The organism is Bacillus sp. AFS017336 (assembly GCF_002555445.1).
In the GTDB taxonomy this organism is placed as follows: Bacteria; Bacillota; Bacilli; order Bacillales; family Bacillaceae_G; genus Gottfriedia.
This window is the reverse complement of sequence record NZ_NUCO01000009.1, coordinates 74,585-88,016: the sequence shown is the minus strand read 5'-3', so window position 1 is coordinate 88,016 and position 13,432 is coordinate 74,585. Positions and strand designations below refer to the sequence as shown.

Below are 13,432 nucleotides of genomic sequence, written 5' to 3'. Positions count from 1 at the left end.
ATAAATTTGATATGATTTATTTATTAAAGGATTTTAATGTTGGGAAGGAAGATAGACGTTCTTGTGAGTTATACTATGAAAAGAAAAAATAAATCTATTTGGATAATATTAATAATCGCAGGATTAATGATCACAACAATATCAATTTTTAGAAATAAAGAATATGACAACAGTATTATAATCAATGGAATTGAAACTTTTGAACCAAAACCGTCGAATAAAGAGGACCACTTTCTACTATTTTATCCAGCCGATCCTAGAGTTTCTCAGGAATCTACAATTGTAAAAGAAGTGGATAAATCGGGTGAAATTGTTCAGGAATATGCGATTAAAGATAAGGATTTTGGAAGAATGAAAATTCAGCAAAAGCCGAATTACCTAAATCAATTATATGTGTCATTTTTTGGTGATGCTACTATTGATAATTATTTTTTCACATATGACATTGCAAAAAGAAAGTTTAATAAGGTAAATCTTAATTATTTTAAATACACTGTTGGTGTGGATCATATTCTGCATTATGGTAAAGATATTTTGTTTCAAACAATTGTTTCGCATAAAACAGGTGATCAAAATTTGGATTTAAAGACAAATGAGTTTAATATGTCCATTTCTAATTATTCTTCTGAAGAAAGCTTTGAAACTGAATATGGACATACCCCTAAATGGACACCGTTGTTAGGATTTAATAATAAGGTATTTTATGGGACAAATGGTAAGGTTAAAGAGAAAGAAACAGCAGAATATCCCGGGATTGGTATTATAGACTTGGAAAATCAATCGGTTCATTATGAATCACCTGAGACAGATGATATAGATTTACAACCAGTTTATTCTAACAAAAACCATGCTTACATTATAAGCGATACAGGAAAGATGTATGCGTACAATAGTAAACTTAAATACGAAGTTTTTGAACCATTCAAAAATTTAGAGGAGCAAGATTTCTATTATGACCAGGAGTTTCATCCATTAATGATCGATGAAATAACGGCATTATATAATGTGTACAGCTATGAAAATGGGAGCACACTTGGACTTCTGACATTTGAACCTGTACCAACTTTTCAACCGTTAAAAAAGAGCTATGTAAATGCAAAAAACAAATACAAGTTTATTTATCAGGATCCTGAGAAGAAAGAAGTATATGTACTATGTAAGAATGAAGAGAATTACAAAATCTTAGTACTAGACAATAAAACATTGGATTTGAAAGTAGAGTTCCCCGTTGAGTATGGGCATTTGCTTGATTTTATAGTTAGGATTTAACTGCTAGTCAATAATATTTAGTGATTCTGAATCTCAAAGGGGGATTCTTTTTTTTAGTTTCTTTTAATTTTAAACACCTACAACTTATTTCAATAAAAAAAGGACCACCGAAGTAGCCCAAATTAAATAACGCATAAATCAACTCATTGATATCGATTGCCTAAATATCTTCTTCTATAATCTTTACCCGGAGTTGGAATATCCATGAAGCCTTGTGCGCCCCAAACTTGATGCTCTGTTAATTTATCGAGACTACCACTTAGCTCCACTTTCTCTTGCATTTCAATGTCATCATCATTAGGAACATCTATGTCCATTTTTTAATCATCCTTTCCATACATACTGATCGACTAGAGCCAATCGAAAAATAATGCTTTCGATTTTATAGTCTTCTTCCACTGGTCATTCTTATACCATCAAAATGCCAGAAAGTAGAATTGGATTTGTGATTGGCTCCCAGTTGGATATGGAACGAATGGAAAAATTTTCTCCCTTTTTTTGAATGTTTTAATCTCATACTCAAACTCAGGATTAGTCAGAAATTCATTTTTCAATCGGTTTAGCCAGTATAATAGACACTAAAAACCCTACAAATCCTCCACCGATAGAGCCGGCCAAAGCTGAGTTAGTTTCGGCGTGAAATAGGAATACTCTAACTGAAAAATACGTTACTGCAAATGAAAATGCGTATAGCAAATATACATAAATGCTCTTTTTCGAAATCATATATTCCTCCAAAATTTATCAGCGCTAATAATTTAATTCCACAGTGTTTTTAATAAACCTTTAATTAAAAACAAGGAGCCGATGGTTATCGACTCCTTGTTTGAAAGTTTAAAATTTCACGTCCCCAGTTAAAGCACCTATAACGATAGCTGCAATAAGAACAGGTAAAATATAAATTAAAAACTCATAGCGATCGGGTTTTAGAGTTTTTCTCGCCTTATCGAATAGAGTTAAAACAATATAATAAATTGCTAAACTAATGATTAGCGTTACTAAATCAATAATAGTATATGGTTTGCTTATATATCTGTCTGAGTATGTAGCAGTAAGGAATAGAACACCCCATAGCATGAACTGTATAACGAAAAATTTAATAAACTTCATTTGTATAAACTCCCTTTGAACTTTTCCGGATTCAACTTATTCCACTATTGTCATACGAAGAAGTAAGAAAATCAACATCAACTAGCAAATAATGTAAATTATGATTTTCACCAAATACAATACATCAGAACAATCTAGTCAATATATTCCACCCTACTGTTCAAATGAATACGTTTTCACAATGGGAGAGGTATTTTATGATGATAGTGGAGGTGTTACAGATGATTGAAACGAAAAAAGTGATTGATTCAAATTTATCAGATGCCAAGACAAAGAAGAAGTCATCTAAAAAATTAAGAGATTTTTCAAATTATCTTACGTTTGTAGGACCAGTAGGTATTGTATTTGCAGCGATCGTGTTAACGCCATTTTTAATAGGGTTTTTCTATTCGTTTACTGAGTGGGATGGGGTAGCGAATTCTGCGAAGTGGGTCGGACTTGAAAATTATAAATACATTTTTACACAGGATAAAGATTTTATTCATTCATTTCTTTTAACTGGTAAGTATACATTCTTCGCAGTAATCTTGACCAATGTCATTGGTTTTGGTTTAGCGTTGATTGTAACTCAAGCATTGAAAACAAGAAATATTTTAAGAACGATATTTTTCCTACCAAACTTGATTGGTGGTTTATTATTAGGATTCATTTGGCAGTTCATTTTTAATAAAGGTTTAATTTCGGTTGGACAGTTATTACATTCAGACTTTTTACAAAGAGCACTTTTAGGAGAAGAAAAGGGTGCGTTTTGGGCGATTGTAATCGTGGCGGTTTGGCAAGGTGCAGGTTACATAATGGTTATTTATGTAGCGGCTCTGCAAGGTGTGCCACAGGAATTAATTGAAGCAGCTCAAATTGATGGTGCGAATAAATTCCAGGTGTTACGTAAAATTGTTATTCCAATGGTAGCACCAGCTGTAACAGTTTGTTTATTTTTAACGATTTCATGGTCGTTTAAAGTGTTTGATACAAACCTTTCGTTAACAAATGGTGGACCGTTTAAGTCTACGGAAATGTTGGCATTAAATATTTACACTGAGGCTTTTGTTAATAACCGTTATGGATTAGGTGAAGCGAAAGCGATTGTATTCTTCGTAGTCGTTGCCTTAATTTCGGTGATCCAAGTTTACCTTACGAAGAAGAAGGAGGTTGAGGCATAATGTTAAAAGAACGATATACTAGCCTAACTTTTATATTAGAAGTAGCGGCAATCATACTTGCTCTCATCTTCTTAGTTCCTTTCTATTATGTATTAGGAAACTCGTTTAAATCATTTGCTGATATTTTGCAAAATACATCTTCGCTTCCAAAAAGCTTAGATTTTACAAACTATAAACAAGCAATTGAAGTAATGGATTTTTGGAAGGCACTGTTGAATTCATTAATCGTGACAGTTATTAGTAATGTTGTAATCGTATTCTTCTGTTCGATGGCAGCTTATAAATTAGTTCGTTCGAAAAGTAAGATTTCAAATATCATTTTCTTTATCTTTGTAGCAACAATGGTTATTCCGTTCCAATCAATTATGATTCCATTAGTGAAGGTTGGAAGTACTCTTCATTTAATGAATAGTCATTGGGGATTAATAATCATGTATTTAGGTTTTGGTTCAGCTTTATCAATCTTCCTTTATCACGGCTTTATTAAAACGATTCCGATTGAGTTGGAAGAAGCGGCAATTATTGATGGATGTTCACCGGCGATGGTTTTCTGGAGAGTTGTGTTTCCTCTATTAAAACCAATTACGGTTACAATTGTGATCTTAAATACGTTATGGATTTGGAATGACTTCTTATTACCATCACTTGTTTTACGAGACATGGAGTTAAGAACGATTCCACTTGCTACATTCTATTTCTTTGGAGCATATACAAAACAATGGAATTTAGCTCTATCTGGACTTGTTTTAGGGATCACTCCATTACTACTTTTCTACTTTGCAGCACAGAAACATATCATTAAAGGAATTACGAGCGGTTCAATTAAATAACGTGATTGGGTGGAAGCTATCAATATATTCCACCCATCATGTCAATATAGGCTATCCTTAGTAAAGAATTTTTAAATGTATAATGAAAGCGTATTCAAAATAAAGAATATTGAGACGGGGGTTTTTAGGATGAAAAGGATGCTAAAGGTTGCAGCAGCATTAACAACTTCAGTGATGTTATTCTCTGCATGTTCTGGAGGATCTTCAGACAAAGGTTCAAATGATTCAAAGGATAAAAAAGTAACATTAAACGTATTCCAGTTTAAAGCTGAGATTGCAAAAGATTTAGAACAAATGGCAAAGGATTATCATAAAGAAAATCCAAACGTAACAGTTAAAATTCAAACTGTTGGTGGCGGTGCTGACTACGGTGCTGCATTAAAAGCACAATTTGCTTCAGGTAACGAGCCTGATATCTTCAACAACGGTGGATTCCAAGAAGCAATTACATGGAAAGACAAATTAGAAGATCTTTCTGACCAATCATGGGTAAAAGATTTATATCCAGGTACTGAAAAACCAATGACAATTGATGGCAAACTATATGGTATGCCGATGAATACTGAAGGTTATGGATTTATTTACAATAAAGATTTATTCGCAAAAGCTGGCATTACTGAGCCACCAAAAACTTTAAGCGAATTAACTGCAGCAGCAGAAAAGCTTAAAAAAGCAGGCATCACTCCTTTCTCAATCGGTTACGGTGAGTGGTGGATCCTAGGAATTCACTTATTAAATATTCCTTTTGCTCAACAACAAGATCCAGATAAATTCATGGCTGATGTGAATTCAGGTAAAGTGAAAATCCAAGACAACGAAAAATTCAAAGAGTTTATGAAACTATTTGATTTAACAGTTAAATACGGTAACAAAAATCCTTTAACAACTGATTACAACACTCAAGTTACAAACTTTGCTCAAGGTAAAACTGCTATGATCCAACAAGGTAACTGGATCCAAGGTATGCTTGATGGAATTACTCCGAACATGAACTTAGGCGTATTACCGATTCCAATCAACGACGACAAAGAAGCAATGGACAAATTACCAATGGGTGTACCAAATAACTGGGTAGTTAACAAAAACTCTAAAAACAAAGAAGCAGCTAAAAAATTCCTAGAATGGATGGTTACTTCTGACACAGGTAAAAAATACATTGTTGAAAAATTCAAATTCATCCCAGCTTTAAAAACAATTCAAGGTAAAAACTTAGGACCTATCGCTGACGATCTAATAAAATACTCAAACGAAGGCAAAACATTATCTTGGAACTGGTTCAAGTACCCAGATGGAGCTACTAACGAGTTTGGCGCAGCAATGCAAGCTTACGTTGGAAAACAAAAATCTTCTCAAGAAATGTTAAAATCTCTTGAAGATTCTTGGATGAAATTAAAAAAATAATAAATTGAGGCTTCCCTAAAATACCTCGATAGCCCACAAGGAATTCCTTGTGGGTTTTTTATGTGTTTTGGGGGATGAAAGGGTGGGCAGAGGTAGTTTGGCGATGATTGAGTCGCGATTTTGGCGATTATTAAGCAACAATGATGAGTGAAATGTGGAGCGTAGCGTTATATCAACGAAAATAGGGCATTTATCAACAAAAATGAGTGATATATCAACAAAAATAGCCATTATATCAACGAAGTTCACAACTTTATCAACAAAGTACATATTGTGTTCGTGTTTTCTGGCTCAAACGGGGGCAGTATTTCAGCGTGCAGTGGCTTCTCAAAATAGAAGTAGACAGCTTATGCACAAAACTCCAAACAATATGAACAAAAACCCCAACTTTATGCATAATTCACCCAAATCAATCACCCTTCGCCCCCAATCCTGCTACTGCAATTAGAGATTATTTAAAATTACGTATAGTAGCAGTTATTGATCCGGCGTATCACAATTTAGTAAATCAGCAAAAAGTGGAAGAACAGATTAATCATATAGATGAAAAGTTTAGAAGAGTTTTGTGGAATGACTCTATTTAACTAAAAACAGCGGTGGTCGTCTGACTATCGCTGTTTTTATTCCGGTTTTTATATTTAATTTTTTAACTTTCTGATAAACTAAATAGTAAAGAGTGCAAACGTTTCCGCAAAGGATGTTATCATGAAAAATAGTATTAGAAGTAAGCTTATTATATTATTATTAATCGCTACGATTATTCCGTTTGGATTATCGATTATAGCGAATTATTTTTATACGAAAAACACTGTTACGAAGGAATTTGTAGATACAAATCATGATTTGCTGAAGCGTAGCGGGAATGATTTATTGAATTATTTCAATGAGATATACGGTATTCCATTGTCAATCTATAGTAATAGACCTTTTTTGTCTGTTTTAGAAAACGGGGCTACTACTTATATTGAACAAAATTCAGCTGAAATTCAACGTAGTTTATTAGGTCTATATTTTTCGAGAAGAGAAATCGTGCAACTGAATTTGTATTTTACAAAGGGTAAGGATGATTACACTGTATACAATGCAAAAGTAAGTAGTCGAGGAAAAATGTATAATTTCAATCAAATGCCTGCGTATCGAAATTTAAGCTTTACGAGAGGTTCATACTATATTCAACCTACTCATCCGACACAAAACTATAATAATTTATCTGATTTTCGAATCGCGCCACCTAAGCAAGTTGTTTCACTTCATTATTTTTTAAACAATGTTACTTCTGACCAATGGTTAGGTTTCCTTTCAATTGATATTGAACTAAGTAGAATTAAAGAAATTTTTGATCGTATTTATAAAAAGGGAGAGGAACATCTTTACGTTGTAGGTGATGGGAATGTTGTTCTATATTCATCTGAGAAGAAGTTAATTGGGAAAAAGCTAGACACGAAATGGTATAAGAAAATTAGCTCAGCAAGATCAGATGATACTAGTTTTGAATGGAAGGGTAAAGACTTTAGCGGGGTTTATGTGTATGACAAAATGATGAGCAATCATCAACGATGGACTGTCATTAAAAGTATTCCTTATAAAAATCTTTATTATAATTCTACTCAGTTGCTGAAAATTACAGTTACTTTAGGGGCTATTTCCGTTTTATTGGTCATCATTTTAACGATCGTTGTTTCCTTCAGATTTACTAGACCAATCCGCATCTTAATTCGAGATATGCAGCGAATTGAGAAAGGGGAACTTGCCGTTTCATTCGATAGTTTAGGGAATGATGAGTTCGGTCAATTAGGGAAGCATTTTACTTCAATGGTCGATACATTAAACGATCTGTATATAAAAGAGTATAAGCTTCAAATCGAGAATAAAACGAATCAATTAAAGGTACTTCAGTCGCAAGTGAATCCACACTTTTTATACAATGCCCTGCAATCAATCGGAACGCTATCATTAAAAAATGACGGGATTAAAGTGTATCGATTAATTATGTCACTTTCAAAAATCATGAGATATAGCATGAAAAATAATGAAGATTTTGTAACGCTTAAAGATGAAATAAATCATATAAAAGATTATTTAGCGCTGCAAAACGAGCGCTATGACGGAAAGTTTGTCTATAACCTGGAAGTGGACGATGGATTAAACAAAGTAAAAATGCCGAAAATGATTTTACAGCCGATTGTGGAAAATTTCTTTAAACACGGCTTTGAAAAAAAGCAAATCCTTGGTGTATTAAATATTTCAATTCATAAGCAACCAGATTTTAGCTTGAAAATTGTAATAGCTGATAATGGTGAAGGAGCAACAAAAGAAGAAGTAGAAAAAATCACTGCATCGCTATCAGACGAAGGCTTACACACTACTGAGAGTATCGGTTTAAAAAATATTTCTGATCGTATTCAATTTTATTACGGTAAAAAGGCGCAATTGAAAATAGAAAGTGTGCAGTATGAAAACTTTGTTGTAACAATCATCATACCGATTGAAATGGCTAAAGGGGAAATTAATCATGAAGGTTCTACTAATAGATGATGAAAAGCACGTAAGAGAAGGGGTAAAACTTCTTGCAAATTGGGATATAATTGGCGTTACAGAAATATTAGAAGCAGAAAACGGAGCAATCGCTCAAGAAATAATTAAAAAAGAACAACCTACCATTATTTTTACGGACTTAATGATGCCAGAGTTAGACGGTCGAGGTTTACTAAAATGGCTTCACACAGAAAATATAAAAAGCAAAGTAATCGTAGTAACTGGATATGATGATTACCATTACATGAGAGAAGCGATCCAGTTCGGTGCGTCAGATTATTTACTAAAACCAATCGATCCAGATATTTTAAATGAAACATTATTAAAAGTAGTATCGGATTGGAATGAACAAGAAAAAGAGCGAATTGAAGCATTAAATGATTTTCGTATGCTTCAGGAAGTCTTACCTGTGTACCGAGACAAGGAATTGACGAATGCAATTTTAGGGAAAGAATTTAATCGAAGCTTCTTAATGCAATTAGGATATGAAGAAGGTAAAACTTTGCATGTTTCTTTACTAAAACTACGAAATTTAGAGACTTTCCGGGATATTTGGCCTGAAGATTTATGTTACTTTGCCCTTTTAAATATTGTGAATGAAGTACTTCAAAAACATAATGAAGGAATTGCATTTCAAAATTTACAAGGATCAAAGGAAATCTGCTTACTTTATTGGGGAGATGAAGTAACTGACAATATTCAGCATATCGCTAAAATTTTATCAACAGTAGTACCGTTCCCGTTTCACTTTGCAATTAGTAGAAAGCTCCAAGTCGAATCAATTCCATTTGGATACGAAGAGGTAGTGAATGTTCTACAACATATGAATATTTTAGAAAAGAGAGATTTACCGGTTTATTCTTATACAGATGTAAAAGAATATAATCCGATTAATCTAGTTGAAATCGTTAATTTATTTGAACAGATGGTTGAGAAGCAGGATATTTATATTTACGACGAAGTCATTCAACTTTTTAGTAAACGAATTACCCAGCAAAAGTATCTTCCATTTGCTCAATTACTTTCATTGCACCAAGAGTTTTTAATATTCTTTAACCACTGGATTAATAAGCTTTCACTGCAAACGATTGAGGGAGTGAATATCGAATTATTTTGGAATGCGAAAGGGCATTTTGGAATCGGTGAATATGTTTCTACGCAAAGAGAAAGAGTACAATCAATAATTCAAGAGAAAAACCAAACAAATCAAGAGCTTAACAGCATAGAAGCAATCGCGAATTATATCCAACAAAACTATGCTGAAGAGATTTCACTTCAGGAGTTTTCAGAGAAATTTTACTTAAGCCGTGAATATATATCTCGTAAATTTAAACAAATATATAGCGTAAACATCTCAGATTATATTGTTTCAATTCGAATCGAAAAAGCGAAGGAATTACTAAAATTTCCGAATTTAAAAATTTATGAAATAGCGGGCAAAATCGGTTATCAAGACGATAAGTACTTTCGAAAAGTGTTTAAAAAAATCGTCGGCATGACTCCAAATGAATTCCGAAACTTGAATGAGTGAAAATATTTAGTAAAATAGTTGCAGGAAATTCCTGGATAAATGAGAAATAAGTAATTAGTTACTCATTTTATGTTTCGGGGGATTAAAAGATGGAACAAGCTGTTGAAAGAGTTTTTACGAAAGAAATTTTAAAAAATGCCGCGTCACAATTTGGCATAACAGTAGAAGAAAAACCAGTTGGAGAATTCGAGAATTATCTTTTTAAAGGTAAACTAGCAGATGGTACGGATCGCATTTTACGATTAACACACTCATCTCATCGCTCAAAAGAAGAAATTGAAGCAGAGCTGAAATTTTTAAAATATGCTAGAGAAAACGGAGCAAATGCAGCAGGTTCTTTAACTTCACTAAACGGTAATCTAGTAGAAGTTCAAAATGCAAGCGATGGCACAAGCTTCTACGCTTCAATGTTTGAATGGGCAGACGGTCAATTAGTTGATCGAACAAACCCAACTGTATGGAATGACGATCTAATGTATACATGGGGTAAAACAATCGGCAAGTTACACGCGTTAACAGTTGATTACCCAGTCACTAATCGTGAGCATTGGGATGAAGAAGCTTATTTAAATGAAATGGTAGCCGACGAAGTGCTTGGCGTATATACGAAGGAACTAATCGAAGAAATTCAAAGCTATGAAAGAAAAAAAGATTCATATGGGCTAATCCATAGTGATCTACATCTTCATAATTTCTTCGTAAATGATAAAGGCGAGATCACGGTCTTTGACTTCGATGATCTGCAATATAACTATTTTATTTCAGACATCGCCATCGTTCTGTATTATACTGCTTGGGGAAGCAAAGCTTCATTAGAGGAAAAATCTCAATTTGCCAAAAAACAGCTAGAGGTTTTCAGAAAAGGGTATGAAACAGAATATGTTTTAGATGAAGTATGGTATAGCCGAATTCCTGATTTCTTAAAATGTCGTGATATTACGCTGTATCATGTGTTGAATATGAAGTATGATGAGAAAACGCCGAGAGTTATTGAGCTTTGTGAAGAGTTGAAGGATCGGATTGTTAATAGGAAGACGATTATTGAGATTTAATTAAAAGAAGCTACGATTCAAATATGAATCGTAGCTTCTTTTTTTATTTAAATTTGGGGGAGAAACGATTATAGAAGTGCTTAAATCAATATGATTTACAACTTAAATAGTTGCAAAAGATCTCAGTTGAATCTGAGGTTTTTGACTAGTTTCTTCTATTATATGTATTACAATATCCCACAAAGATTAACCTGCTTTTAACCCTACGTAAAGAATTTGTAAAGGTATAGTGAAAGTCCCCCTTTTTTGTTAATAACCTATTAAAATGACCGTATACACAGTAAAAATGGGAGAGATATGCGGTGGAGCAAATTGTCATCATCCAAGATCAAAATGAGATTGAAAATGTGCTTCAACAAAGTAATCAATTCGGTTTGGTGAAAATAAGCACATTTCCATATGAAGAGTTTAACGAAGAAGTTCACCTTGGTTTCTTAAAAGGGTGCATAGTACTAATGAAAAGTCATGTATTGGACGAGTTTATTCCAATAATAATGAGAATAAGACGAATAACAGAAATACCGATCATCTTATTAGTTGAAACTTATGATTCATACGAAGCAGCAATCTGTATTGAAGCTGGAGCGGATCATTATGTAAAATATCCGATCCATCCAAGAGACCTATCAGCAAGAATAAAAGCAGTTATGCGCAGAATTTGCAGTGAAAAAAAAGAAGAAATTCGAGAAACCGTTTTACATTTTGGAGATATTTCCTTCTATTTAACTAGAGAAGAGGTTTATAAAAACAAAATGAGGATCGAATTAAACGGTAGAGAATACGCAATTTTACTTTTTTTAGTAAAAAAAGCTGACTTTATCGTAACAAGAGAGGAGCTAATGGACGTAATTTGCGTCTATAAAAACAGAAGATTGATCGATATTTATATTCATAGCTTACGAAATAAGATTGAAGAATTCCCAAATTACCCCAAATATATTAAAACAATTAAGGGAAAAGGGTATCGTTTTGAAACGCTTACATTAGTTTAAATGGTAAGAAATTACAATTATATAATTTGGAAAAAAATGTATATATTAAAATGTTAATATAGCAAAAACAAATATTCAGAATACATCTTTAAATTCATTTGTCTTAATTTGAGGAATGCAGTCGTTCGGTGACGAGATTTGAAATATCAAAAAAGGAAGGAAATGCATCAATTGGAAAAAACTAGGTGAAACCTTAAAAAGGTGTTCACCTAGTTTTTTATTTTTATAAGTGCTGTAAACCAAATGTTGTAAGATCTTACTCAGCGTGATGTAACATGTACGTATATGCTGCATCGTAAATATGCTCTAAATCTGCATCCGTCATGAATACCAAGTCCTCAGTTGAAAATCCTTTCGTTAATTCCAAGAATTGAACCATGTTTTTACGCTCTTCTCTACTCATCATTAACAACACTCCCTTAATTTAATAATTAGTTTTTAATCTGTTTTAATACAGTGTATTTGATTAATAACTATTATATAACAGTTTAAATAAAATGTGCTAGAGATTTTTACTAAAATATAAAAAATAAATTACAGAGATTTTAGTTCTTACATGTTAACTTATTATTTTAAAATAATATCCAATATTACAATTTTGCTTAATGTTTGTAATATAACTAGATGTCATTAAATGGACATTAGTCATTCCTTTTTAAGAGGAGAAAAACCCATTGATGTTACGGGTTTCTTAACTTAAATTTCACAATTTGTTAATTAACGATTACTTAACAATACGTTAAGTAATTGTTATACTTAGGTCGGTTGAATGTCTTATGATATTTTAATAGAATAGTAAAAGATGTTATTCAAGGAGGCAGGCATGGAAGAGACAATTAGTTTACAGGAATTATTCGGCGTTATTAAAAAACGTCTTATTATGATAATAAGTATTACAGTTTTAGCCACAGTCGTTGCAGGTGTCATTAGCTTTTTATTTTTAACCCCAATTTACCAATCTTCTACTCAACTTTTAGTTAACCAAAAAGAGACGAAAGATTCTTCAATCTATCAGAATAATCAGGTTCAAACAAATGTTCAATTGATTAATACATACAACGTCATTATTAAGAGTCAGGCCATTTTAGATGAAGTTATTAAACAACTAAACTTAGATTATTCAGTTGCAGAATTGACTAGCAAAATTACTGTTTTAAGTGAAACGAATTCACAAGTATTTACTGTTACTGTACAAGATCCTAATCCAAATCAAGCACAGGCGATTGCAAATACAATTGCAGATGTGTTCCAAGACAAAATTAAAAAAATTATGAGTATTAACAATGTAACAGTTTTAGCAAAAGCGGATTTAGGCGATAATCCGAGTCCAATTAAGCCTAATAAGAAATTAAATGTTGTGATTGGTTTTGCAGCTGGATTAATACTTTCTGTTGGTATTGCTTTCTTACTTGAGTTTTTAGATAACACAGTAAAAACTGAGAAACAACTTGAAGAGTTATTAGATTTACCGATTTTAGGAGTGATTTCTGAAGTGTCAAAAGGACATGTTACGCCTAAACTTAAAAAATTTAAACTGAGAAAGGGTGCGTAA

Annotated in this window: 13 protein-coding genes; 9 read left to right on the top strand and 4 right to left on the bottom strand. The window is 32.7% G+C overall.

Going from position 1 to position 13,432, the window contains the following annotated elements:
• Positions 1–75 precede the first annotated feature (75 nt).
• Complete coding sequence (locus CN601_RS03945) at positions 76–1,269, top strand: hypothetical protein (RefSeq protein WP_142317299.1); 1,194 nt, start codon at positions 76–78, stop codon at positions 1,267–1,269.
• A 143-nt stretch (positions 1,270–1,412) separates the two neighbouring features.
• Here CN601_RS03945 and CN601_RS26805 read toward each other — a convergent pair whose 3' ends face one another.
• The 3 genes from CN601_RS26805 to CN601_RS03935 form a co-directional block, all read right to left on the bottom strand.
• Positions 1,413–1,586, bottom strand: a complete 174-nt coding sequence (locus CN601_RS26805; protein ID WP_179865430.1) for a hypothetical protein — start codon at positions 1,584–1,586, stop codon at positions 1,413–1,415.
• A gap of 226 nt (positions 1,587–1,812) precedes the next feature.
• The gene (locus CN601_RS03940; RefSeq protein WP_098170143.1) at positions 1,813–1,995 is read right to left on the bottom strand and encodes a hypothetical protein; all 183 of its coding nucleotides are present in this window, start codon (positions 1,993–1,995) and stop codon (positions 1,813–1,815) included.
• A 108-nt stretch (positions 1,996–2,103) separates the two neighbouring features.
• On the bottom strand, positions 2,104–2,379 hold the full coding sequence (locus CN601_RS03935) for a hypothetical protein (RefSeq protein WP_098170142.1): 276 nt from the start codon (positions 2,377–2,379) through the stop codon (positions 2,104–2,106).
• A gap of 221 nt (positions 2,380–2,600) precedes the next feature.
• Between CN601_RS03935 and CN601_RS03930 the strand changes: the two genes are divergently transcribed.
• From CN601_RS03930 to CN601_RS03900, 7 genes are all read left to right on the top strand, one after another.
• Positions 2,601–3,539, top strand: a complete 939-nt coding sequence (locus CN601_RS03930; RefSeq protein WP_257131602.1) for a carbohydrate ABC transporter permease — start codon at positions 2,601–2,603, stop codon at positions 3,537–3,539.
• Positions 3,539–4,369 carry a carbohydrate ABC transporter permease gene (locus tag CN601_RS03925; RefSeq protein WP_098170141.1) on the top strand — a complete coding sequence of 277 codons (831 nt, stop codon included), beginning with the start codon at positions 3,539–3,541 and terminating at the stop codon, positions 4,367–4,369. The genes CN601_RS03930 and CN601_RS03925 overlap by 1 nt, the downstream gene beginning before the upstream one ends.
• A 129-nt stretch (positions 4,370–4,498) precedes the next feature.
• On the top strand, positions 4,499–5,770 hold the full coding sequence (locus CN601_RS03920) for an ABC transporter substrate-binding protein (RefSeq protein ID WP_098117988.1): 1,272 nt from the start codon (positions 4,499–4,501) through the stop codon (positions 5,768–5,770).
• A gap of 705 nt (positions 5,771–6,475) precedes the next feature.
• Positions 6,476–8,305 (top strand): sensor histidine kinase, encoded by a 1,830-nt coding sequence (locus CN601_RS03915; RefSeq protein WP_098170140.1) that lies wholly within the window; start codon positions 6,476–6,478, stop codon positions 8,303–8,305.
• The gene (locus CN601_RS03910) at positions 8,283–9,836 is read left to right on the top strand and encodes a response regulator transcription factor (protein WP_098170139.1); all 1,554 of its coding nucleotides are present in this window, start codon (positions 8,283–8,285) and stop codon (positions 9,834–9,836) included. Before CN601_RS03915 ends, CN601_RS03910 begins: the two co-directional genes overlap by 23 nt.
• An 89-nt stretch (positions 9,837–9,925) precedes the next feature.
• Positions 9,926–10,888, top strand: coding sequence for a phosphotransferase enzyme family protein (locus CN601_RS03905; protein ID WP_098170138.1), 963 nt, complete (start codon positions 9,926–9,928; stop codon positions 10,886–10,888).
• Between the two features lie 302 nt (positions 10,889–11,190).
• The gene (locus tag CN601_RS03900) at positions 11,191–11,880 is read left to right on the top strand and encodes a winged helix-turn-helix domain-containing protein (protein WP_098117983.1); all 690 of its coding nucleotides are present in this window, start codon (positions 11,191–11,193) and stop codon (positions 11,878–11,880) included.
• Positions 11,881–12,136: 256 nt separating this feature from the next.
• On the opposite strand, the gene CN601_RS03895 is transcribed toward CN601_RS03900, so the two are convergent.
• Positions 12,137–12,286, bottom strand: a complete 150-nt coding sequence (locus CN601_RS03895; protein ID WP_172446925.1) for a BH0509 family protein — start codon at positions 12,284–12,286, stop codon at positions 12,137–12,139.
• Positions 12,287–12,703: 417 nt separating this feature from the next.
• Between CN601_RS03895 and CN601_RS03890 the strand changes: the two genes are divergently transcribed.
• Positions 12,704–13,432, top strand: coding sequence for a YveK family protein (locus CN601_RS03890; RefSeq protein ID WP_179865429.1), 729 nt, complete (start codon positions 12,704–12,706; stop codon positions 13,430–13,432).

What these genes read in the sequence shown, in the direction of transcription:
- CN601_RS03905 (WP_098170138.1), top strand. Translation starts at nt 9,926, where the DNA reads ATGGAACAAGCTGTTGAAAGAGTTTTTACGAAAGAAATTTTAAAAAAT.
- CN601_RS03935 (WP_098170142.1), bottom strand. Translation starts at nt 2,379, where the DNA reads ATGAAGTTTATTAAATTTTTCGTTATACAGTTCATGCTATGGGGTGTT.
- CN601_RS03945 (WP_142317299.1), top strand. Translation starts at nt 76, where the DNA reads ATGAAAAGAAAAAATAAATCTATTTGGATAATATTAATAATCGCAGGA.
- CN601_RS03925 (WP_098170141.1), top strand. Translation starts at nt 3,539, where the DNA reads ATGTTAAAAGAACGATATACTAGCCTAACTTTTATATTAGAAGTAGCG.
- CN601_RS03895 (WP_172446925.1), bottom strand. Translation starts at nt 12,286, where the DNA reads ATGATGAGTAGAGAAGAGCGTAAAAACATGGTTCAATTCTTGGAATTA.
- CN601_RS03915 (WP_098170140.1), top strand. Translation starts at nt 6,476, where the DNA reads ATGAAAAATAGTATTAGAAGTAAGCTTATTATATTATTATTAATCGCT.
- CN601_RS03930 (WP_257131602.1), top strand. Translation starts at nt 2,601, where the DNA reads ATGATTGAAACGAAAAAAGTGATTGATTCAAATTTATCAGATGCCAAG.
- CN601_RS03940 (WP_098170143.1), bottom strand. Translation starts at nt 1,995, where the DNA reads ATGATTTCGAAAAAGAGCATTTATGTATATTTGCTATACGCATTTTCA.
- CN601_RS03890 (WP_179865429.1), top strand. Translation starts at nt 12,704, where the DNA reads ATGGAAGAGACAATTAGTTTACAGGAATTATTCGGCGTTATTAAAAAA.
- CN601_RS26805 (WP_179865430.1), bottom strand. Translation starts at nt 1,586, where the DNA reads ATGGACATAGATGTTCCTAATGATGATGACATTGAAATGCAAGAGAAA.
- CN601_RS03920 (WP_098117988.1), top strand. Translation starts at nt 4,499, where the DNA reads ATGAAAAGGATGCTAAAGGTTGCAGCAGCATTAACAACTTCAGTGATG.
- CN601_RS03910 (WP_098170139.1), top strand. Translation starts at nt 8,283, where the DNA reads ATGAAGGTTCTACTAATAGATGATGAAAAGCACGTAAGAGAAGGGGTA.